Genomic DNA, 22,367 nt, shown 5'->3' on the forward strand with positions numbered 1-22,367 from the left:
CCTAATATAGACGCAAAACACCGGCGAAAAATCGCCAGTGTTCTGCCCCCGCATCGTAACCGGCGCGATTTTAGCCTTTCAGCCGTTCGACCAGTTCATCGTATTTGGGACTCTTCAGGAAATTATCAATGGAGATATGCTCGGCGTCCGGTTTGTTCGCGATGGCGCGATCCGTCAGCGTTTTTTGCGTAATTACGATGTCCGCATCGCTTGGGATTTCGCTGACTGCCGAATTGACGACCGTCACCTTCACACCCGCGTCCTGCATTTTCTTTCTCAGGACCGAGGCGCCCATCGCACTGGACCCCATACCGGCGTCGCAAGCGAATACGATTTTGTTAACCGTTTGTTTTTGCACGCCGCCTGCAGCAGGTGCTGCCGCTTCGGTTTTCAAGCCGGCGGATTTCATCTCTTTCATTTTTGCCGAAGCTTCATCCAAGTTCATGTCCTCATCGTTTTGTTTACCCGTTTTGAGCAGCAACGACGCGACAAGGAACGAAACGATCGTCGCCACGATCACACCGCTTAACATCGGCACATAGCCGCCCTTCGGCGTCATCAGGAAGTAAGCGAAGATACTGCCCGGAGAAGGAGAACCTACCAGTCCCGCACCGGTCAATTGGAACGTGAACGTACCTGCAATCCCACCGGCCATCGCGGCCAGAATCAGGATCGGTCTCATCAAGATGTAAGGGAAGTAAATCTCGTGAATCCCGCCCAAGAAGTGGATGACAACGGCGCCTGGAGCGGATTGCTTCACCATGCCGCGGCCAAAGATCCAGTAAGCGAGCAGGATACCAAGACCTGGACCCGGGTTGGATTCAAGCATGTACAGCATCGATTTCCCGACCCGAAGCGCTTCTTCCGAAGCGATTGGCGTAATGACGCCATGGTTGATGGCATTGTTCAGGAACAACACCTTACCTGGTTCAATCAGGATGTTGACCAGTGGGAGCAATTTGGCACTCACCAGGAAGTCAACGCCGGAAGACAACCCTTTACTAATCGCGGTAACGACCGGACCGATGCCACTGTAGGCTCCTAGAGCCATCAAGCCGCCAAAAATCCCGATCGAGAAGTTGTTCACCAGCATTTCGAAGCCGGATTTGATTTTTCCGTCAATCGTTTTGTCAAACTGCTTGATGAGCCAAGCGGACAACGGACCTACGATCATCGCGCCGAGGAACATCGGAATGTCACTGCCGACGATAACCCCCATCGTTACGATCGCAGCGGTTACGGCACCACGTCTTCCATGGACCATGTGCCCGCCGGTGTAGCCGATCAGAAGCGGCAGCAGGTATTTGATCATCGGATCAACCAAGGCGGCAAGGTATTCGTTAGGAATCCAGCCAGTTGGAATGAAAAGTGCGGTAATTAAACCCCAGGCGATAAATGCGCCGATATTCGGCATCACCATCCCGCTGAGTGCACGACCGAACTGCTGGACTTTCACCCGGGCTCCGCCGGTACCTGCAGACGGTTGTTTCGTTTGTGCTATAGCCATAAAGAGAAACCCCCTTAAAAAAATGTACGGACCATCAACAAACTTGACTTGTTGGATTACCGTGTTTCTAACCTCATCCTAAATCAAAGCGCTTTCTTTCTCAATCAAATCAAAACACGGTTTCGTCATGATTATTGTTGACAACATTTGAAGAGTGATTCTCTTTAAGCAAAAAAAAGCCGTCCCCTCACATTGAAACTAAGGGGACAGCTTCTGCATTTTCACAGGATGAACGGAATATATTGTTACGAGGAGGCGTGCATTTGCGGGAAATCCTGCACCATTTCCTCGCCGAAGAACAGATCGTCCAGCGAGCTGAGCGTACCGTCTTCCTCCACTTGATATACGGACATTTTGTCGCCGTTTACCGTCAATTCGATAAAGCAACCCCAGCAGTAAAACTGGTGGGAGCCGATTTTCCCAATATCCTTGGAATTGCAATTTGGACATTTCATCATAGAACCATCACCTATCCATCCACAAAATTCACGGCTTTTCAAGCAGCTGTTCGCTGCCCAGGGGCACCATGATCACGTTTTCCCCTCGGGTCATTTCCGGCATAAAGGGCAGCAGCTTGCGCCCTTCCATCAGATCGGTGAAAAACCCGTCGCTAATTTCAATTCCAGTAATTGTGTTTCCCAATTCGTGCTCAAAATAAACATCCGTCACGTGGCCCAGACGAATTCCGTCTTCGGTCAGGACAGGCAGTTCTTTTAATTTTCCATTTCCCGTTAAAAAGGTGTTCTGTATGTTCTCGGCTTCCCACTTGCGGACAGCCTGTTGATTGCGAATCATCACGGCATCTTCACCGTAAGCCACGATATCGTCCCATCGCACGGCCTTCACGCCGGAATTCCAAAACAATCGATTCTCCAGCTGGATGCCAACGATCGACCAGTCGTGGTTCAGGAGGATGTCAACAACTTTCCCGACCTGCTTGCCATGCTCCACATCATAGACGGTCAGGCCGATCATTTCCTGTATTCTCATGTTGAAAAAGACACTCCCTGCTTGGGCAATTCATGCTGTTCCGAAAACCCTAACCTCCCCTCCGCAAAAGCCAATTTGAGCCCAAAAAGGTGCTCATTATTTTCTTCTACGAAGACGTTCCAGGATGGTTCCAATTTTTTCGGCGGTTTCAAAAATTTCTTCCCTAGTATTACCCATTCCGACACTAAATCGAATCGCTGAACGCAAAAAACTTGCCGGAAGATGCATCGCTTCCAGCACGTGTGACGGCTCCAAGGACCCTGAAGTGCATGCCGATCCGCTGGAGGCGGCGATGCCTTCCATATCCAAATTCATCAGCATTGTCTCCGAATCCACCTCCGGGAAGCTGAGGTTGATGATATGCGGCAGCCGCTCGGTCGGATGGCCGTTCAGGTGGAAGGCCTCTCGGGTGATCCGCTGTTCCAGCGCGGACAGCAGCTCCCGGATCAGCATCTCATCGTGAACGACGCGCACCTCTCGCTCCGCTGCGGCCAATTCCACGGCTTTGGCAAAGCCGGCGATTCCGGCCATGTTTTCCGTGCCGGCCCGGCGTTTACGCTCTTGCAATCCGCCGTGTTGAATCGGCTCCAGCACCAAATCCTTCCGTACATATAAAGCCCCCACGCCCTGGGGACCGTTGATTTTGTGGGAAGAGAAACTCATCAAGTCAACGGGAAGCTCGCGGCAGGAAATCGGCAGCGAACCCAACGCCTGCACGGCATCCACATGAAAGACGATCCCCCGCTCCCTGGCGATGGCGCCGATCTCGGCAATCGGCTGAATCGTACCAACTTCATTATTGCCATACATCACGCTTATCAGAATCGTATCGGGCCGAAGGGCCTCCCGCACTTGATCCGGATGCACCTGACCATACCGATCTACCGGCAAATAGGTCACTTCGAACCCTTCCTTATTCAAGCGCTCGCAGGAGTGCAGCACCGCATGGTGCTCGATCGCGGTCGTGATGATATGGCGCCCGTCGGCCTTCCGAGCGAATGCCGTGCCAAACAACGCCAGGTTATCGCTCTCCGTCCCCCCGCCGGTAAACACCAGCTCATCCGGGCGGCAGCCGATTCGCGATGCAACCGTATCGCGCGCCCCGTTCACCAGGCGTTTGGCCTCTCGGCCGAAATAATGAACGCTGGATGCGTTGCCCACTTGCTCCTGCATCACCTTCAGCATCGCTTCCGCAACCTCCGGATGGAGGGGTGTGGAAGCGGCGTGGTCTAAATAGATATGCTTCATGGCTCTCACCTTGCCCCAAAAACTTTTTGATAAACGTAAATACCGCCCCGGGATCGGGACGGCTACCGAATCGTGCGTTGATTGTATCCTACCGCATTCATGATGGCAAGTCGGTTTGCGAACTAAATGTAGAACATGTAATTTTCCTTCGTACCGTGTTCCTCGAAATTCACCAGATTCTCCAGCGTTGTCGAATCCAGCACTTCAGCGATACTGTCGCGGATGCGCAACCACAAATCGCGTTTCGCCGGATCGTCCTCTTCGGTGAAATCCACCGGAGAAATCGGCCCTTCCAACACGCGAATGATGTCTCCCGCCGTAATTTCACCGGCTTCTTTGGAAAGAATATATCCGCCGTAAGCTCCGCGTACGCTCTTCACCAGACCAGCGTTGCGCAGCGGGGCGATCAATTGCTCCAGGTAATGCTCGGACAATTGGTTTTTCTCGGCGATGCTTTTCAGGGAAGTTGGCCCTTCACCAAATTTCGCGGCCAGCTCCATCATAATGGTCAATCCGTAGCGTCCTTTTGTAGAAATCTTCAAAGAAGGCACCTCTTTCAATTTTCAAATAAACTTTATATAATTGATCTTTGATCCTTAAAAAGACAATCACGGGCCATGCGCCGCGTTCTTCCGCGACATTCACGCCCAAATCCGGGAATTCCTCCCTATTCCTATCTTTACCCTGTGCTTATCGTAACATATCATATGTGTCTTGGAAAATAAAGCAACAAATATGATAAAATAAACGGCGAGCGAACGCCGCTCAAAGGAGTGATAATCATGGCAAAACCTAATAGCGAAACCCGCGTCGTCGTCGGTATGTCCGGCGGCGTCGATTCCTCGGTGACCGCGCTCCTGCTGAAGCAGCAGGGCTACGACGTCATCGGCATATTCATGAAAAACTGGGACGATACCGATGAGTTCGGTTACTGCACCGCCGAGGCGGACGCCGAAGATGTTCGCCGCGTCTGCGAGCAAATCGATATCCCCTACTACACCGTCAACTTCGAGAAACAGTATTACGATAAAGTATTTGCCTATTTCCTCGAAGAATATAAGCGGGGTCGGACGCCAAACCCGGACGTCATGTGCAACCGGGAAATCAAGTTTGGCGAATTTCTGAACAAAGCGCTGGATCTTGGCGCGGATTACGTGGCGACCGGGCACTATGCGCGAGTCGTGGAAGAGAATGGAACGTACAAGCTGCTGCGGGGTGTCGACAATAACAAGGATCAAACGTATTTCCTCAATGCGCTGAACCAGGAGCAATTGTCCAAAGCGATGTTCCCGATCGGTCACCTGCCGAAACCGGAGGTACGGCGGATTGCCGAAGAAGCCGGTTTGTATACGGCCAAGAAGAAGGACAGCACCGGCGTCTGCTTTATCGGGGAACGCAATTTCAAGGAATTTCTGAGCAATTACCTGCCGGCCAAATCCGGCGATATGGTCGACATCGTCACCGGCGAGGTCAAAGGCCGCCACGACGGGCTGATGTACTATACGCTCGGCCAACGCCAAGGCCTTGGCATCGGCGGTTCCGGCACCGGCGAGCCGTGGTTTGTGGCCGACAAGGATCTGGAGCGCAACATTTTGTACGTTGTGCAAGGCGACAAGCACCCGAGCTTGTACTCAACATCGCTGATCGCTTCCGGCGTCAATTGGATCGCCGGCGATGACAAGCTGCCGGAAGGGCCGTACAAGTGCACGGCGAAATTCCGGTACCGTCAGCCTGATCAAGGAGTGACGTTGATGAAGCAGCCGGACGGAACCGTACGGGTCGAGTTCGATCAACCGCAAAAAGCGATCACCCCGGGACAAGCCGTGGTGTTCTACCAAGGCGAGGAATGCCTGGGCGGAGGCACGATCGAAGCCCCGGCCAAACTGCGGGCGGAGATTCCGGCTGTATAAGCCTAACCATAAAGGGGAGCCCCGCGTCAAACAACTGACGTGGGGCTCCCCTTTTTTATGTAGAGCGGGACTCTTGCAACATTGCTTGCGAGCGTCTGACTTCCCCTTCCCTCGCGCTTCCCTTCTACTTGCCGTTTCTGCGGCGCAGCTCCTGGTTATGCTTGATTTTCGCTTCGTTCCCCTGCTCGGTGGCATGATAGAACGTCCGGCCTTCTAAACGTTTCGGCAGGTACTCCTGCTGGACGTAATGACCGGGGTAATTATGCGGATATTTATAACCTTCGTGTCCGAGCTTCACCGCTCCTTTGTAATGGGTGTCGCGCAAATGCAGCGGCACTTCCGCAGATTTGACCTCCTCGATGGCTGCCAAAGCGTTCCCGATCGCCTCCACGACGCCGTTCGATTTAGGGCTTTCGACCGCAAACAGGATCGCCTGAACGACGTTCAGCCGCGCTTCGGGCCAACCATTGTTCCGGTAAGCGTCCAAAGCACTGATCGCCTGCACCAGCGCTTGCGGGTTGGCCAGGCCGATATCCTCGCTGCTGGCGGCGATCAACCGGCGGATAAAGGTCATCGGATCCATCCCCAGCTTCTCCACGGCGTATAGGAACCAGAACACCGCCGCATCGCTGGAGCCGCGAATCGATTTATGGAACGCCGACAACACGTCGTATTGCGTGGATTCGTCCGCTTTGACGAGCGGCCGGCGGATCGATTCCTCCGCCACCTCAAGCGTAATGTGCACCGTTCCGTCCGGTTGCGGCGGCGTGGTCATCGCAGCCAGCTCCAGGGCATTTAACGCACGCCGAATGTCGCCGTTCGCCATGGCAGCAATGTGCAGCAGTGCTTCCTCGTCAACCTGCAGCGCCATGAAGCCAAGCCCCTTCTCCGGATCCGCCAAGGCTCGCCGCATGGCAATCAGCGAATGCTCTTGGGTCAGCGACTCCAGCTGGAATAACGTAGAGCGGCTCATCAAGGCGCCGTTGACGTAGTGGAATGGATTTTCCGTTGTTGCGCCGATGAAGATGATCGTGCCTTTTTCCACCGCTGGCAGTAAGGCGTCTTGTCTTGAGCTGTTGAAGCGATGCACCTCGTCCAGAAACAAGATCGTTTTCGTGCCGTAAAAAGCTTTATCGTTCTGCGCTTTCTCAATCACCTCGCGAACGTCCTTCACCGACGCATCCACCGCGTTCAATCGGACGAACTCCGCTTTCGTATGGTTGGAAATAATGTGGGCGAGGGTCGTTTTGCCGCAGCCCGGAGGGCCGTACAGCAAAATCGAGGAGACCTGGTCGGCCTCGATCGCCCGCCGCAGCAGCTTGCCCGGGCCAACGATATGCTCTTGTCCGATATATTCATCCAGCGAGGTTGGCCGCATCCGGTCGGCTAGCAGCCGCCCCGCCGGGCTTTGCTCCTGATTAAAAGAAAACAAATCCACCTTTAAGTCACTTCCTTGATCATTAACATGATTAACGTGATGAATACGAATAGCATGTATAGCTTGATAAATGAAAGGATACCAAACTTATTCTAGCATACCTTGCGTAAAAAACACTTATAGTCGTTCTTTCGCTTTTCCCGCCGCCGGAAATATGAGTTAATATAGATGTCGGGCCGACGAATCACGGGAAAGGGGGCTGATCGAAGTGATTTCAGTGAGTGAGGTGGCTGCCGCGTAAGCGGCGCCCAATTAAAACGGGGGGCTGGGAACAGCCTCCCTTATTTATGTTTGACACCACCTGTGTTAAGATAGATCCAGATTCAACCAAATTTTGTATGAAGTTAAATTTCAAAAAGTCAAAAATTCGGCTCTTCAACACCGAGAAGATTGGATGAAGCTAGGGACGGAGTAGCGGAGCGTACATGGAGGTACGTGAGCAACGAAATGTTCGAATCAGGTTCATTGAATCACCGTCGTGATGTAAAGACGAATTTGACTACCTACACTAAATTGAAAGGGGGAAGCGAGCATGTTGACTTATGTCGTAACTGCAATCGAGGATGGACCACGAAATAAGGAGGTACATGATCGTGAATTACAAAAATGGAAAGGATGTTCTTCCCCCTAGGCTGCTGCAGGAGCTCCAAACCTACATTCAAGGTGAGCTGTTGTACATTCCCAAACCGGAACGGTCGAGGGCGTTATGGGGAGAACTAAGTGGATCCCGCATCTCCATCGCCAAGCGGAATGAGGAGATTTTCCGCCTTTATCGCGCTGGGAGCACAGTACGGGATTTAGCCGGTAAATTTCACCTCTCCGATGAAAGCATCCGCAAAATATTAACCAAAATGCGCAGCTTAAGACAACCCGCAGCCGTGACCGAATAATCGGTGACAAGGGAGCATCCCATGACGAATCTCATAAAAAACGATAAGCCAAGACCGGCTGGTCTTGGCTATATTTATGGGGAATCAGGTATAATGGAGTCATATCCTACTTACAGTCTATTCCAAACTGAGGTGACTCCCTTGACGCAGCAGCAGCACCCTGAGCACGTTTCGACTTCCGCGAAAGCGGTAAAAATATGCGCCTATTGCGGCCAATCGAAGCCGCTGGGCGAATTCCTGCGCCGCACCGGCAAGCGCTCCGGCAAAGGCTCGCGCCGCGGGGCTTGCCGCAGCTGCCGCGCGCTGAGGTCGAGGGTCCCGACGTCCGGACCCTGCGCCCGAACCGCAACGGTATGATCCGCCTGCGCGGGCGCACTGACAAAGGCCGGCGCTGGCAGCAGGAGATCGACTATGAGCTGGCCGTCACCCTCGTGCGCGAGCATATGGCCGTCGTCGTGAACCCGTTCACCATCCGGCGGTTATACACGAATAAAGCGTTCCGCCATTATATTTTGACGCGGGATCATTATACTTGCTTCTTTTGCGGGGAGTACGGCGATACGATCGACCATCTGCTGCCCAAAGCCAAGGGCGGCCACACGACCCCGGTCAATTGCGTTTGTGCCTGCAACCTGTGCAATCAGAGCAAAGCCGATCGGTGGCTGGACGACTTTATGCAGGATGACGCGCTGTAAAGTTCCGTCCGGCTCATTCCAAGACCTTGACCTTGCTATGCGAATCTATGCGAAAAATCGAATAGAATTGGGCCGCTTTGGCGATTTTGGCCAAATGTATATGAAATTTCATATACATTTGCGCCTACTGAAGCCATTTGCCCTGAATCTATGCGAAAAACCGAATACAATTCGGTTTTTTTGCTTTCTACGGTATTTTAGATATGAAAAATCGAATACATTCACGCAAGTGCATCATGGTGGCGGGTGGTTCATCAAGGCATCTCCCCAAGCGCCCCCCCGCCCCTCCACTCACGCGACTTCTCTCCTGAACAAACGGGATAATGCTGCAAAGTGTCCCTGAAAGACTACTCCGTCCCCACATCCACTAGCATCCACTCCCTCATTCCCTTCTCCCATAATCATCATCTGATTACACTTGCCCCGCACCCCTGAAGCCTCTCGAACCTAAGCTCACCTTGGAAGCGTACTCCGGTGACTCGTCGATGGAGACATAGTCCGGCAGATGCTCGCCGTGCAGCAGCCACAGTTCGTGCAGTGCGCGGGTGCAGCCGACATACAGCAGCTTGGCGTCCTTGGGCCCGTAATGCTCCCGGTCGACGTCCGTCACAATCACCGCATCGAACTCCAGGCCTTTTGACAAGTATACCGGCAGCACCGAGACACCCCCGGCGTATTGCGTCAGCTCCCCGTTGATCAGGTTGACCTCCAGCCCGCCTTCGCTTAATGCGGCATGCAGCCCCTCCGCCTCCCGCATCGTCCGGGTTAATACCGCCGCCGTACGGAACGCGCCGCCCAGCACCTTGTCCAGCGCCTGCCGAATCAACGGCAGCTGCTGCTCCAGCTTGCCTGCTGCATCCAGCAGCCGCACCGGCTCCCCGCTGCGGAACACCGGCACCGCCAGTAAGTCCGCGCCTACGCCCTTTTCCAGGATATCGTTGGCGAATCGAATGATCTCCATCGTTGACCGATAGCTGCGTGTGAGCGCGAAATAAGCCGTTTCCTCCGGCCGGAACAATTCCTTCATCTCATCCCAATGGCGAACGCCTTTATAGTAATGGATGCCTTGCGACAAGTCCCCGAGAATCGTAAATGAGTGGCCCTTCACGAAGCGGTCCAGCACATGCACCTGAAATGGTGTAAAGTCCTGCGCCTCATCGATCACGACGTGGTCGAAGGTCAGATTGCCGTCGATTTCGTGAATCAGGGTATACAGGTACAGAAGGGCGGCCAGATCCTCCTCCTTGATGGCATTTTTCTTCAAGCGAGCCTGCGTCTCTTTCCAGATGCCTTGCGGAATCTGATCCGAAACATCGGCCATCCCTTCCGTGCCGCTGCCTTTTCGAAGGCCAAACAGCTCCCGGTAGAGGCTCAGCGGCGTCAGCTCCGGCCATTTTTTCGCATAGCTTTTTTCCCGCTGCTGCGCTTTTTTCTTCCGATCCTTCAACGCAGCTGCCGATGGCGCCTTCTTTAGCTCCATTTCGATCCAACGATGAATACGCGCCAGCACCCGTTCCTTGCGCCGGGCCACCGGATAGTGGCGGTATTCCCCTTCGAACCAGGCCAGAATTTCCTTGCGTGGCAGCCGTGCTCCTTCCCAAGGCTCAAAATCGCCTTCAGGGACGCAAGCGGACTCCAGCGTGCTCACCGACGTATCCATGATCTCCTTAAACGCCATTGAGCCCTTAAAGCGTCCCGGCAGCTCCGTATCTTGCCACGTTTCCGCCCCTTTCGCCCCGCCATCAAACCAGCGTGACAAGACCTCCGATCCATCCGACGGCACCTCATCCAGCCCCAGCACCTTCGCCGCCCAATCGCTGAACGTGCTCTGCTGGATATCCCCGACTCCCAGCTCGGGCAGCACTTCGGAGATATAATCGATAAACATATGGTTTGGCGCAAAAATGACCAACCGTTCCGCCTTAATCTGCTCCTTATATTGATACAACAAAAAAGCCAGCCGATGCAGCGCCACGGTTGTTTTCCCGCTGCCGGCTACGCCTTGGATAATCAACGCCGTATTTTTTGCTGCGCGAATGATTTGGTCCTGCTCCGCCTGAATCGTCGAAACGATATCGCGCAGGCGATTGTCTTTGTTCTCCCCAAGCCGGTAGACCAAGAACTCATCCGATACGGCCGGGCCGTCGCTGTCGCGGTTATACGTATCCACCACCCGGTCCAGGATGCCTTTGCGGATGACGATGTTTCGCTTCAAGTAGACTAAGCCTTCAATCAGGCCTTCAGGCGCCAAATATGAGGCGTCTTCCCCGCCGGTAAACGAGTAGAACAGGCTAGCCACCGGCGCGCGCCAATCGATGACGATCGGATCTTTGCCGTCCGGGTCGCCCACCCCAACTTTACCGATGTAGAGCGGCGTTTTTCGTCTCCCCTGCTCCTCGAAATCCAAGCGTCCAAAATACGGCTCATGCACCGACTGCTCCAACTGCTTTCGCTGGGTTTCCCGATTCTCCTCGAGAAGCTGTTCCGTAAAATCCTGTCCGGTGTACACCGGTATCGAACGCAGCCGTTGCAGCTGCTGATCGATCTCTTCCAAGGTGCGGTCCAGCCGCGCCTTCTCTTCTTGATAGGCACTTTGAAAATCATCCATTTCAGTTACCTCCTAAGGTTTTTGTGTACTCCAGACTCAAAAGGAGTTTCATTATACCACTACCTCCGGCTAAAAGGCGAATTTTCTCAAAAAAGAAAGACGTCGATCCGGGTTGCCTAACACACTTCCCAGACTAACGTCTTATTGTTCCCATCTTCCCCTATGCTTTGTCAGACGGGCGTTTCAAACCCAGTTTCAGCTTCTCGATGACAGCCTGCAGTGCTTGGGCCGCTCCTGCCTTACGTCCCGGATCGATCGAAAAACCATCTGCACAAATTCATAACTTCCGGCCTGGTGTTCATCCAGGGCGGTATGCTTCGAGCCTAATCCCAGCTGCTCCATATACCCCGCCGGCGCATCCAGCACAAGTACGCGATCGCTATCCGTGGGTAGCCGCAGCTTCTTCACAAGCTCCGAATTCATGCGCGCACGCCTTCGCGCTCCAGCAGCTCGCGCACCGCCACGCTGACCATGATCAAACCAACTACCGGCGGCACAAAGGAATTGCTGGCCGGCGGCTGCTTGGCCTTGCGGATTTTGGCGCCAGCCGGCGCAATTTTCTCCGTGACGTCCTGCCGAGGCTTCACCGGCGGCTCAGTTGAGAAAACAACCTTAACTCCCTTTTTGATCCCGGCTTCCCGCAGCTTTGTCCGAATCACGCGAGCCATCGGATCCATATGGGTTTTGGAGATATCCGTAACTTGGAATTTCGTCGGGTCCATTTTGTTGGCGGCTCCCATACTGGACAAGATCGGAATCCTCCGCTTCAGGCACTCTTTGATCAAATGAATCTTGTAAATGATCGTATCCGAAGCGTCAAGCACGTAATCAATATCGTATTTAAACAGCTCTTCGTAAGTCTCTTCCGTATAAAACATATTTAACGCGATCGTTTCGCACTCGGGGTTAATGAGCTTAACCCTTTCACACATGAGGTCGGCTTTCTTCTGCCCGATCGTTGTCGTCAAGGCATGAATTTGCCGGTTGATGTTGGTGATATCGACAACGTCCTTATCGATCAGGATGATCCGGCCGATTCCGGTTCGGGCCAGCCCTTCGACCGCCATCGCGCCTACACCGCCGACGCCAAGCACGGCTACCGTGCTTTTCTTCAGAATATCCAGTCCCTCTGCCCCGATGGCGAGTTCTGTTCGCGAAAATTGATGAAGCATGGTCTAGTATACCTCCCGATAGGTTGACATCTTAATCGGTTACTTCTTCGCTTCTACCAGCTTGGCAGCGACCTTGATATGCAGCTGATCCAGCTGGGATCCGTCCACCTCGGAAGGCGCGTTCATCAGCAAATCGGTTGCGCTGGCCGTTTTTGGGAAGGCGATCGTTTCACGCAGGTTGGAACGTCCGGACAGCAGCATCACCAAGCGGTCGAAGCCGAAGGCGATCCCGCCGTGCGGCGGCGTACCGTATTCGAATGCGTCCATCAGGTAGCCGAATTTATCCTGCGCTTCCTCCGGCGACAAGCCGATCGCTTTGAACATTTTCTCCTGCACATCGCGTTTGTAAATCCGCATCGAGCCCCCGCCAACTTCATAGCCGTTCAGCACGAGGTCGTACGCTTGAGCGAGGATTTTGCCTGGATCGCTGTCGAGCAACGGCAGGTCCTCCTCACGCGGACGGGTGAACGGATGGTGCTCGGCGATATAGCGTTTTTGCTCCTCGTCCCAGCCCAACAACGGGAAGTCCACAACCCATGCAAATTTATAGACGCTGTCGTCGATCAAACCGAGATCGCGGCCGATTTTCAAGCGCAGCGCGCCAAGTACGTCGGCAACAACCTTCTTGTTATCGGCGGAGAACAGCAGCAGATCGCCTTCTTCGGCACCGGTGCGTTCCTTGATCGCTTCGATTTCCTGCTCGGTAAAGAACTTCACGATCGGGCCGCGGAATTCGCCCTCTTTCACTTGGATCCAGGCCAGACCTTTCGCGCCATAGCGGGCCGCATACGGTCCGAGATCGTCGATATCCTTCCGGCTCCATGTACCGCAGCCTTTGGCGTTGAGGACTTTCACTTCCCCGCCCTTCTCGATGACGGAAGCAAATACCTTCACTCCGCTAGTTGCTACGAGATCACTTACGTTCACCAGCTCAAGGCCAAAACGCAGGTCCGGCTTATCCGAGCCGTACTTATCCATCGCATCGGCATAGCTCAGGCGCTGGAACGGCGTCGGAATTTCGATGCCTTTCGTTTCTTTGAACAGGCGGACCACCAGCTTCTCCATCATCTCCAGCAGCTCGTCGCGGGACAGGAACGACGTCTCGATGTCGACCTGGGTAAACTCCGGCTGACGGTCGGCGCGCAGGTCCTCGTCGCGGAAGCAGCGGGCGATTTGGTAGTAGCGCTCGATACCGCTGACCATAAGCAGTTGCTTGTACAGCTGCGGCGATTGTGGAAGGGCGAAAAATTCGCCCGGATGCACGCGGCTTGGCACAAGATAATCGCGAGCCCCTTCCGGCGAGCTCTTGGTCAGGATCGGGGTTTCCACCTCGATAAAGCCTTCCCCGTCGAGGAAATCTCGGAACACCTTAGCCGCTTTGGAGCGCAGCCACAACGTTTGCTGCATTTCCGGACGGCGCAGATCAAGGTAACGGTATTTCAGACGCAGCGATTCATCGACTTCGACGCCGTCTTCAATGAAGAACGGCGGCGTCTTCGCGGCATTCAACACTTCGATTTCCGTAATTTGTACTTCAATATCGCCGGTTGGTAGATTCGGGTTCACCGTCTCGGCATCTCGGGCCACCACTTTACCGGTAACAGCCAGAACGTATTCGCTGCGCACGCGGTCGGCGATTTGCAACGCTTCGCCGGAATAAGCCGGGTTAAAGACGATCTGTACGATCCCGCTGCGGTCGCGCAGATCGATGAACAAGACGCCTCCCAAGTCGCGGCGGGTTTGTACCCAGCCGTTTAATGTAACGGTTTCTCCGATGTTCGCGGTGCTCAGCGTTCCGCATTGATGCGTTCGTTTCATCGTAACTCCCCTTTTCGCTTTAGCTATTGTTTATAGGTTAATGTGATTTTAACTCTTGAACCAATTCGCTTAACTTCACCGTACGTTGCTCGCCGTTTTCCATCGACTTCAGGGCGATTTCTCCGCGCTGCAGCTCATCGTCGCCGAGAATTGCGGTATAGCGCGCCTGCATCCGGTCGGCGGATTTCATCTGCGCCTTCATCTTCCGGCCCAGATAATCGCGTTCGGCAGAAATTCCCGCTTGCCGGAGCTTAAACAGCTGGGTTGTGATCTCCTTCTCCGCCGCCTCGCCTAGGGCGATAAGATAGACGTCCAGCGGTTTGACGGCGCCAAGTTCGATCTCCTGTTTTTCCAGAATCAGCGCAATTCGTTCCAACCCGATTCCGAACCCGATACCCGGTTGATCAGGACCGCCCACTTCCGCTACCAGCCCGTTATACCGGCCGCCGCCGCCGATCGTATCGATCGCGCCGATGCCTTGAGCCTTGTATTCGAAAGCGGTGTGCGTGTAGTAGTCCAATCCGCGGACGAGGCGAGGATTAATCTCGTAATCGACCTCCATCGCGCTCAGCAGCTCCTGCACCTTGGCAAAATGCGCCGTGCACTCCTCATCCAGGCTGTCCAGGATGGACGGTGCGCCAACGAATTTGTCCTGGTCCGTCTTGCAGTCCAGCACACGCAGCGGATTCCGCTCGATCCGGGCCTGGCAGTCTTTGCACAAGCTGTCCTTCATCGGCAGCAGGAACCCTAGCAGCTTCTCGCGGTAGACCGCCCGGCTCGCCGGGTTGCCGACGGAGTTAATCTCCACCTTCACGCCCTGCAGCCCCAGTTCGCGACAGAACTGGTAACCCAGCGCTACGACCTCGGCATCGATCGCCGGATCCGTTGCGCCAAACGCCTCGATCCCAAACTGGTGGAACTGGCGCTGCCGTCCGGCTTGCGGACGTTCGTAACGGAACATCGGCCCGATATAGTACAGCTTGCTGACATCCGGTTCGCCGTAAAGCTTGTTCTCCACATAGGAGCGGACGACGCCGGCGGTTCCTTCCGGACGCAGCGTCATGCTGCGCTCGCCTTTATCGAGAAACGTATACATTTCCTTCTCGACGATATCTGTCGTTTCCCCTACACCGCGTTCAAAGAGCGAGGTTTGTTCAAAGATCGGCGTACGGATCTCCCGGTAGTTAAAGCGCCGACACAAATCTCTGGCCTTCTCCTCAATAAATTGCCATTTCTCGACGGTTCCCGGCAGTAAATCCTGCGTGCCCGTCGGTTTTTGAAAAGCCATCTCGTTCATCCTCCATCTCAGACTCGTAAGCCAATATAAAAAATCTCCCGTTCCTGTTTGATCCAAACAGGGACGAGAGATCGGTTCGCAATCACCCGTGGTGCCACCCACATTCCGAATTCGATGTCCCGTCGCACAGGTCGCGCGTCGGCTTTCATGCATCGCATTCGCTTTAAGCGGTTATCGCCCGCCTACGCCGTACGTCTACTCTCCAAGCGATGGAACGCTTCAGGATTTCGCCGCCGGTTCTCGGGGAAGTCTTTCGTGCAATCATCACCGGAATCCTTCCAGCCTGCTTCTTATCAGGGGTAACGGATCATCTGTCCGTTCGACCGCTGCTGAAGTCGGGGATTCCTCTCTGTGGATGTGGGGTTGAACTACTTTCTCCCGTCATCAAATCAATATGAGCACTAGTTCACGCCTCCGGAGGTGACGTCAACTGTTATTTTTAGATTGTATGAAACCACCGCGTTAAAGTCAAGTCCGGGCGCGAAAAATGTCCGAACAAAGAAAAAAACCTGACACCAACGGGGTGCAGGTTCAAAAGGTATTATATTAAAAAGGGGGTCATGCTGTTATTATAAACAGGCAATGTTAAGGGAACATGTATCTAATATTACAGTTATATTACAGAGAACCGCAAAAACTATAAAACGGCCTAAGACTCAGCAATATAAGCTCCTTGCTCGCGTAATTTACGCACGACGATCTCATAATCGCTGTCCTTCACTTTTGCGCTAAGTACGTACTTCCATCCCTGCGGCTCGTCACTGGTGTCGATCAGGGACTCCGATGTCACCGAACGCTCCCCTTCAACTGCCTCGCTGCGCTCTCCTATTAGGGAATCGCCCGCATAACGCTCCCCCATGGCTGCAACCGGCAGCACGCTCTGCACGCCGCGAACTGTTCCGGGAACAGGAACGATTCCGGGGTTGTTTGGGCCCGATGCGCTGATCACCCCATTGTTTAGTGGTAACATCGGGACCTGAAGTTGATCGTCCTCTCCCCATTCGTTTGATACATGTCCCGCCTCGACTTCATTGATGTTGTAGGCTTGTAAAGTGATACGCGCGCCTTCCACCTGATCTTCCGTATTGAAATAGGCCTGAATATGTTGGGTCATGCCCCATACCTCCTTATAATCAACGTCAGCTTCCCGGTCGAGGCAGCCAATCGGCAGAGGGTTTCCCCTCCCGCATCGTGGGATCAAAACGCTCCGGCTCGGCCAAACGGGCCGACATTCGGGCTTCGCTGCGGTGTCCCGCCAAGATAAGCGGAATGGACTGCCAATCTCTCGATTTTGCGGACTGATGCACGGACAGCAACTCCTTTGGTCGTCAAGCTCTTTACCACAAGGTTGTACCAAAACCGGTCCGCTTATCCTTTCCAATCGCAAAACCTTCGTTATAATTAGAGGAAAATTTTTCATCTTGAGGTATAATGGGTCAAAAACCCGCAATAAGGAGGGTCTATACGATGAATCATTTGGGCTTTCAACTTCGCCGCCCTACTCTGGAGGATGCCCCGGCTGTCTGCGAGCTGGTGGCCATTTGCGATACCGAGGATCTCGGCGCGCCTGACATCGTCCTGGAGGATGTGCTAAACATGTGGTCAAGCTTTGACTTGGACCAGAACGTATGGGTGGCCGAAGACGAGAACGCTGCTCTGATCGGTTACGCCTTCCTGGAGGAGGACAGCGAGGAGAAGCTGTTCAGTTATGGCTGCGTGCGGCCTTCTGCCCGGGGAATAGGCGTTGGTACTGCGCTTGTTGCCGCGCTTGAATCGCGGGCTGTTGCGCTCAGGAATGAATCCGGGCAAACCAAGCGGCTTCAGGGGATGATTCCTTCCTCTTGTCCCGATGCCGCAGCTTTGTTTGAGGGTTTTGGGTTCGCGCCGGTCCGCTATTTTAAGCGTATGGCCCTCCATTTGGAAGTCAAACCAGCTCCCGCCGTCCTACCGGAAGGATTCACTGTCGAATCGTTCGTGAAAGGACGGGATGAACAGGCCGTCTATGAGGCTTATATCGAAGCCTTTTCCGACCACTGGGATTTTACCGTGCCTGCTATGGAGAAGTTTGTGGAAAGAACGCAGTTGCCAACCTTTGATGAGCATTGGTGGCACCTCGCTCGGGATACCGAAGGTGCCGTTGCCGGATTTGCATTATGCCGTATGAGTGAGGACTTGCTGTTTATTGAACATCTGGGTGTTCGCCGCCCTCATCGGGGGCGTGGGCTGGCACTGGCCTTGCTGCAACACGTATTTGCGTCTTCCTACCAAGCAGGGCAAACCCATGTCTCCTTGGGTGTCGATGCCGCCAATCCGACGGGAGCCTACCGCCTTTACGAAAAAGTCGGAATGAAACCGGATTACGAAATCAGCATTTATGAGAAACTCATCCCGGTCCCGGTCTCCTAAACCAAAAACGGGCCAAGACGCGTTGATCCTTCCTGCGTCTTGGTCCGTTTCGATTTCTCTTCGTATTTATACCTCGCCACCAGGGCTGTCCACGATCAGGGTCACGGGTCCCCAATTCGTCAGCTCAACGTCCATTTCCGCCCCAAAGACGCCGGTTTCCACCGTCAGCCCTTTGGCACGCAGCAGCTCATTTAACCTCTCGTATAGCGGTTCCGCCATCTCTGGTCGGGCCGCCGCCATGAAGTTGGGACGTCTGCCCTTGCGGCAATCGCCATATAGGGTAAACTGGGACACCGAAAGAATCGCCCCGCCGATCTCCGTTACCGCAAGGTTCATCTTCCCCGCTTCGTCTTCAAAAATCCGCAAGCCGGCGATCTTCTCCGCCAAATAGGCGGCGTCTTGTTCGGTGTCCTCATGGGTCACGCCAACCAGCAGCATCAGCCCAGGGCCGATGGCTCCCACCGTTTCTCCCGCAACGTTTACGCGCGCCTCACGGCAGCGCTGCACGACCACTCTCATCCGGTTCGAATCCTTTCTTGTCCGTTACTGCATGATCCGATGGACCGTGTATACATCCTTCACCCGCTTGATTTTCTCCACAACGGACTGCAGATGATCGGTATTGCGGATCAGGATCGTCATATGCACCAAAGCCATCTTGTTCTTATCCGATCGGCCCGAAACGGCCGAAATATTCGTTTTGCTCTCCGACACGGCCTGCAGCACTTCGTTCAGGAAGTTCCGGCGGTCGTGACCGGTGATTTCGATATCAACGCTGTAGTTCGCCTCGATCGCTTCTTCCCATTCCACGTCGATAACGCGCGCCGCTTCCTCGCCGTCTCCTCCGCCCGGAATGTTCGGACAATCGCTGCGATGCACCGATACGCCGCGTCCGCGCGTAATATAGCCGACGATGTCGTCGCCCGGCACCGGGTTACAACAGCGGGCAAAGCGAACTAGCAGATTATCGATTCCCTTCACGACAACGCCGTTCGTTGGACGATGTCGACGTTCTTCCGGCGCCTTGACCTCCTTGACCTCCGAGGTTAACTCGATGTGTCCGGCGGCCTCTTCCTGCTCTTTGCGCAGCTTCTCGGTCAGCTTCGTCACAACCTGCGAGGCCGTGATCCCGCCGAACCCGATCGCCGACAGCATGTCGTCGATGTCATTGAAGGCGTATTTCTTCGCCGCCTCCAGCAGCTTGTCGTCGCTCATCCACTGGGAAGGCTCGATCCCCGCTCGCTTCAGCTCGCGTTCGATCGCTTCGCGCCCTTTTTCCACGTTTTCTTCGCGTTTTTCCTTCTTGAACCATTGCTTGATTTTGCTGCGAGCATGGGAAGATTGAGCGATTTTCAGCCAGTCCTGGCTAGGACCGTACGAATGCTTAGACGTCAAAATCTCCACGATATCCCCGGTTTTCAGTCGATGGTCCAGCGGCACAATTCGTCCGTTCACCTTGGCCCCGATCGTCCGATTACCGACCTCCGTATGGATGCGGTAGGCAAAATCCAAAGGCACGGAGCCCGCCGGGAGCTCGATAACCTCTCCGGACGGCGTAAACACAAAGACGAGGTCCGAGAAGAAATCCATTTTCAGCGATTCCACGAACTCCGAAGCATCCTTCGCTTCATGCTGAAGCTCCAGGATTTCGTTAAAGAACGTGATTTTATTTTCCAAGCCACCTGTTCCGGTGCCTTCTTTATAGGCCCAATGCGCCGCGATCCCGTATTCGGCCGTCCGGTGCATCTCCCAAGTGCGGATCTGAACCTCCGTGGGTTCCCCGTTTGGGCCAACGACCGTCGTATGCAGCGACTGGTACATGTTCGCCTTCGGCATGGCGATATAATCTTTAAACCGACCCGGCATCGGCTTCCACAACGTGTGGATGATCCCCAGGGTCGCGTAACAATCCTTGATATTGTCCACGATGATGCGAATCGCCAGCAGATCGTAAATTTCGTTGAACTGCTTGTTTTTCATCGTCATTTTCTTATATACGCTGTAAATATGCTTAGGACGCCCCGACAAATCCGCCTGTACGCCCATCTCCTCCAGCTTCTCGGCAATACGGGCGATGACGTTCTTGATGTATTCCTCGCGCTCCGCCCGTTTCTTGCGCATCAAGTTGGCGATTCGGTAATACTGCTGCGGGTTTAAATATCGCAGGGCGATATCTTCCATTTCCCATTTGATGGCGGAGATCCCGAGCCGGTTGGCGATCGGACAGAAAATCTCCAGCGTTTCGTAAGCGATCCGGCGCTGGCTTTCTTCCGACTGGTATTTCAGGGTCCGCATATTGTGCAGCCGGTCCGCCAATTTAATGACGATTACCCGGATGTCCTGCGCCATCGCGATGAACATTTTGCGATAGTTCTCGTTCTGCTGCTCCTCTTTGGATTGGAATTTGATCCGCTCCAGCTTGGTTAGCCCGTCAACGAGCAAAGCGCAATCGCTGCCGAAATTCTCCTGTATCTCTTTTAGAGACACCGTCGTGTCTTCAACCACATCATGAAGCAGGGCCGCAATGACCGACAGCGCATCCATCTGCATGTTCACAACAATATCAGCCACAGCCAAAGGATGAAGAATATAAGGTTCCCCGGATTTGCGAACCTGTCCGTGATGGGCTTCGTCCGCAAACTCGTACGCTTCCCGAATCCGATCGAGATCCGGTTCCTTTATATAGGCAGACGCCTTTTCGAGTAATTGCTCTATGCCCATTGAGATCCTGTTGATTCCTTTCTATATGAAAATATACTGAAAAAACGCATACAAGAGCATAATTCGCCTCATTTTGATTTCCTATAATTATGACTCTTGCGTTCCCTCCCGTCAACTCCAGGTATTGTCTCCCCGTCGCGGACACCCCCCTGCGCCACCCCGCAGATTTCCCGCCTGTATGACGGCAGGCAGTGAAAGGGAAAGATGTCTAGAGAAAAACCAAAAGTCAAGCAAATTTCTGTTGAAAATTGTCGGCATTGTCATTATCCTATTAAGGATAGTTATCTTATGAACGTACCTATAGAGGAGTGAATGCGTTGCAACGTGAAATTCAAGTGAATGAGAAAGTCCCGTTTGGACCGGGCGTGCTGTTAAGCCTGCAGCACTTATTTGCCATGTTCGGAAGCACGGTGCTGGTACCCAACCTGTTTGGCGTAGACCCCGGCATGATCCTGTTGATGAACGGTATCGGCACCCTGCTGTACATCCTGATCTGTAAAGGAAAAATCCCCGCTTATTTGGGCTCCAGCTTTGCCTTCATCGCACCGGTTCAAGCGGTGATCATCAGTCACCCGGGGAACGGTTATGCCATGGCCCTTGGCGCGTTTATCGTCACCGGCGTCATCTTCGTCGTGATTGCGATGCTGATTAAATACGCGGGCACCAAGTGGATCGACGTCGTGTTTCCACCGGCTGCCATGGGCGCCATCGTGGCCCTGATCGGCCTCGAGTTGATTCCGGTTGCGGCCAGCATGGCCGGATGGATCAGCGACGGCTCGGAGGGCTGGACGCCCAACGGGACGCACATCACGCTGTCGCTTGTGACGTTAGGCGTTACGGTACTTGGCGCCGTCATGTTCCGCGGATTTCCGAAGATCATTCACATCCTGATCGGGATCGTGGTTGGTTATGTACTTGCTTATTTCATGGGCGAGGTGAACACCGAAGCCATTGGACAAGCCAAGTGGTTTAGCTTGCCGACGGTCACTACCCCGCAATGGGATACCTCCGCAATCATCTCGATCGTGCCGGTTGCCCTGGTCGTTATCGTTGAGCATATCGGCCACCTGTTGGTGACAAGCAACATCGTGGGTAAAGACCTGTCCAAGGACCCGGGGCTTCACCGGTCGCTGATGGGGAACGGGATCTCCACGATTCTCTCCGGTTTTGTTGGCTCGACGCCGAACACAACCTATGGGGAGAACATCGGCGTCATGGCTTTGACCCGCGTGTATTCCGTGTTCGTTATCGGCGGGGCAGCTATCTTTGCCATCCTGCTGTCCTTCTCCGGGAAGTTCTCGGCGATTGTCGCCAATATTCCTCCTGCGGTGATGGGCGGCGTGTCTCTGCTGCTGTTTGGGGTTATCGCGGCCTCAGGCTTGCGGATCTTCGTAGAGCAGAAGGTAGACTTCTCCAAACCCACGAATATGCTGTTGACGACCGTCGTGTTGGTCATCGGCCTCAGCGGAACCACACTGACCATGGGCCATGTAGCGCTGAAGGGGATGGCCTTGGCCACGATCGTTGGCATCCTGCTCAGCTTGTTCTTTAAGCTGATCCAAGTGCTGAAATTAAGCAATGATCACGAAGACGCCGCACACTAGGAGCCTGCGTCATTCAAATAAAAAAGGGACGGTTCCACACAAGCTTGTGGAACCGTCCCTTTT

Annotated in this window: 19 protein-coding genes and 1 pseudogene; 5 read left to right on the top strand and 15 right to left on the bottom strand. The window is 54.1% G+C overall.

The window, feature by feature from the left end; all coding sequences use genetic code 11:
• Positions 1-70: 70 nt before the first annotated feature.
• The 5 genes from BN3277_RS17260 to cymR all read right to left on the bottom strand — a co-directional run bounded on the left by BN3277_RS17260 (position 71) and on the right by cymR (position 4,287).
• Entirely contained in the window at positions 71-1,507 is a 1,437-nt protein-coding gene (locus BN3277_RS17260; RefSeq protein ID WP_059044675.1) for a PTS mannitol transporter subunit IIBC, read from the bottom strand.
• Between the two features lie 245 nt (positions 1,508-1,752).
• The gene (locus tag BN3277_RS17265) at positions 1,753-1,962 is read right to left on the bottom strand and encodes a hypothetical protein (protein WP_026263546.1); all 210 of its coding nucleotides are present in this window, start codon (positions 1,960-1,962) and stop codon (positions 1,753-1,755) included.
• A gap of 31 nt (positions 1,963-1,993) precedes the next feature.
• Positions 1,994-2,497 (bottom strand): PRC-barrel domain-containing protein, encoded by a 504-nt coding sequence (locus BN3277_RS17270; RefSeq protein ID WP_059044676.1) that lies wholly within the window; start codon positions 2,495-2,497, stop codon positions 1,994-1,996.
• 96 nt (positions 2,498-2,593) lie between these two features.
• Positions 2,594-3,745 carry a cysteine desulfurase family protein gene (locus tag BN3277_RS17275; RefSeq protein WP_059044677.1) on the bottom strand — a complete coding sequence of 384 codons (1,152 nt, stop codon included), beginning with the start codon at positions 3,743-3,745 and terminating at the stop codon, positions 2,594-2,596.
• Between the two features lie 122 nt (positions 3,746-3,867).
• Positions 3,868-4,287, bottom strand: coding sequence for a cysteine metabolism transcriptional regulator CymR (gene cymR, locus BN3277_RS17280; protein ID WP_059044678.1), 420 nt, complete (start codon positions 4,285-4,287; stop codon positions 3,868-3,870).
• A 240-nt stretch (positions 4,288-4,527) separates the two neighbouring features.
• Between cymR and mnmA the strand changes: the two genes are divergently transcribed.
• Positions 4,528-5,655, top strand: a complete 1,128-nt coding sequence (mnmA, locus tag BN3277_RS17285) for a tRNA 2-thiouridine(34) synthase MnmA (RefSeq protein ID WP_059044679.1) — start codon at positions 4,528-4,530, stop codon at positions 5,653-5,655.
• Positions 5,656-5,779: 124 nt separating this feature from the next.
• On the opposite strand, the gene BN3277_RS17290 is transcribed toward mnmA, so the two are convergent.
• A complete protein-coding gene (locus tag BN3277_RS17290; RefSeq protein ID WP_059044680.1) occupies positions 5,780-7,093 on the bottom strand; it encodes a replication-associated recombination protein A in 1,314 nt (437 codons plus the stop codon).
• 593 nt (positions 7,094-7,686) lie between these two features.
• Here BN3277_RS17290 and BN3277_RS17295 point away from each other — a divergent pair.
• On the top strand, positions 7,687-7,983 hold the full coding sequence (locus BN3277_RS17295) for a CD3324 family protein (protein WP_059044922.1): 297 nt from the start codon (positions 7,687-7,689) through the stop codon (positions 7,981-7,983).
• Positions 7,984-8,124: 141 nt separating this feature from the next.
• Positions 8,125-8,678: pseudogene (locus BN3277_RS25355) on the top strand (HNH endonuclease).
• A gap of 412 nt (positions 8,679-9,090) precedes the next feature.
• On the opposite strand, the gene BN3277_RS17305 reads toward BN3277_RS25355, so the two are convergent.
• From BN3277_RS17305 to BN3277_RS25820, 7 genes are all read right to left on the bottom strand, one after another.
• Complete coding sequence (locus tag BN3277_RS17305; protein ID WP_059044681.1) at positions 9,091-11,286, bottom strand: HelD family protein; 2,196 nt, start codon at positions 11,284-11,286, stop codon at positions 9,091-9,093.
• A gap of 195 nt (positions 11,287-11,481) precedes the next feature.
• The gene (locus BN3277_RS17310) at positions 11,482-11,709 is read right to left on the bottom strand and encodes a hypothetical protein (RefSeq protein WP_059044683.1); all 228 of its coding nucleotides are present in this window, start codon (positions 11,707-11,709) and stop codon (positions 11,482-11,484) included.
• Positions 11,706-12,458 (bottom strand): tRNA threonylcarbamoyladenosine dehydratase, encoded by a 753-nt coding sequence (locus BN3277_RS17315; protein ID WP_059044684.1) that lies wholly within the window; start codon positions 12,456-12,458, stop codon positions 11,706-11,708. Before BN3277_RS17315 ends, BN3277_RS17310 begins: the two co-directional genes overlap by 4 nt.
• A gap of 39 nt (positions 12,459-12,497) precedes the next feature.
• Positions 12,498-14,276, bottom strand: coding sequence for an aspartate--tRNA ligase (gene aspS / locus BN3277_RS17320; RefSeq protein WP_059044686.1), 1,779 nt, complete (start codon positions 14,274-14,276; stop codon positions 12,498-12,500).
• A gap of 37 nt (positions 14,277-14,313) precedes the next feature.
• Positions 14,314-15,564: a histidine--tRNA ligase gene (hisS, locus tag BN3277_RS17325; protein WP_059044688.1), complete on the bottom strand. Its 1,251-nt coding sequence runs from the start codon at positions 15,562-15,564 to the stop codon at positions 14,314-14,316.
• Between the two features lie 658 nt (positions 15,565-16,222).
• Entirely contained in the window at positions 16,223-16,687 is a 465-nt protein-coding gene (locus tag BN3277_RS17330) for a hypothetical protein (RefSeq protein WP_059044690.1), read from the bottom strand.
• A 25-nt stretch (positions 16,688-16,712) separates the two neighbouring features.
• A complete protein-coding gene (locus BN3277_RS25820) occupies positions 16,713-16,880 on the bottom strand; it encodes a hypothetical protein (RefSeq protein WP_187380089.1) in 168 nt (55 codons plus the stop codon).
• A gap of 160 nt (positions 16,881-17,040) precedes the next feature.
• Here BN3277_RS25820 and BN3277_RS17335 point away from each other — a divergent pair, with 160 nt between their 5' ends.
• Positions 17,041-17,979: a GNAT family N-acetyltransferase gene (locus BN3277_RS17335; protein WP_059044692.1), complete on the top strand. Its 939-nt coding sequence runs from the start codon at positions 17,041-17,043 to the stop codon at positions 17,977-17,979.
• 66 nt (positions 17,980-18,045) lie between these two features.
• On the opposite strand, the gene dtd is transcribed toward BN3277_RS17335, so the two are convergent.
• Complete coding sequence (dtd, locus tag BN3277_RS17340) at positions 18,046-18,498, bottom strand: D-aminoacyl-tRNA deacylase (protein ID WP_059044695.1); 453 nt, start codon at positions 18,496-18,498, stop codon at positions 18,046-18,048.
• A 24-nt stretch (positions 18,499-18,522) separates the two neighbouring features.
• Positions 18,523-20,700 carry a RelA/SpoT family protein gene (locus tag BN3277_RS17345; protein ID WP_059044697.1) on the bottom strand — a complete coding sequence of 726 codons (2,178 nt, stop codon included), beginning with the start codon at positions 20,698-20,700 and terminating at the stop codon, positions 18,523-18,525.
• Positions 20,701-21,017: 317 nt separating this feature from the next.
• Here BN3277_RS17345 and uraA point away from each other — a divergent pair, with 317 nt between their 5' ends.
• Positions 21,018-22,304: a uracil permease gene (gene uraA / locus BN3277_RS17350; protein ID WP_059044699.1), complete on the top strand. Its 1,287-nt coding sequence runs from the start codon at positions 21,018-21,020 to the stop codon at positions 22,302-22,304.
• Positions 22,305-22,367: the final 63 nt, after the last annotated feature.

The sequence above is a fragment of the Paenibacillus rubinfantis genome (assembly GCF_001486505.1).
GTDB lineage: Bacteria > Bacillota > Bacilli > Paenibacillales > Paenibacillaceae > Fontibacillus > Fontibacillus rubinfantis.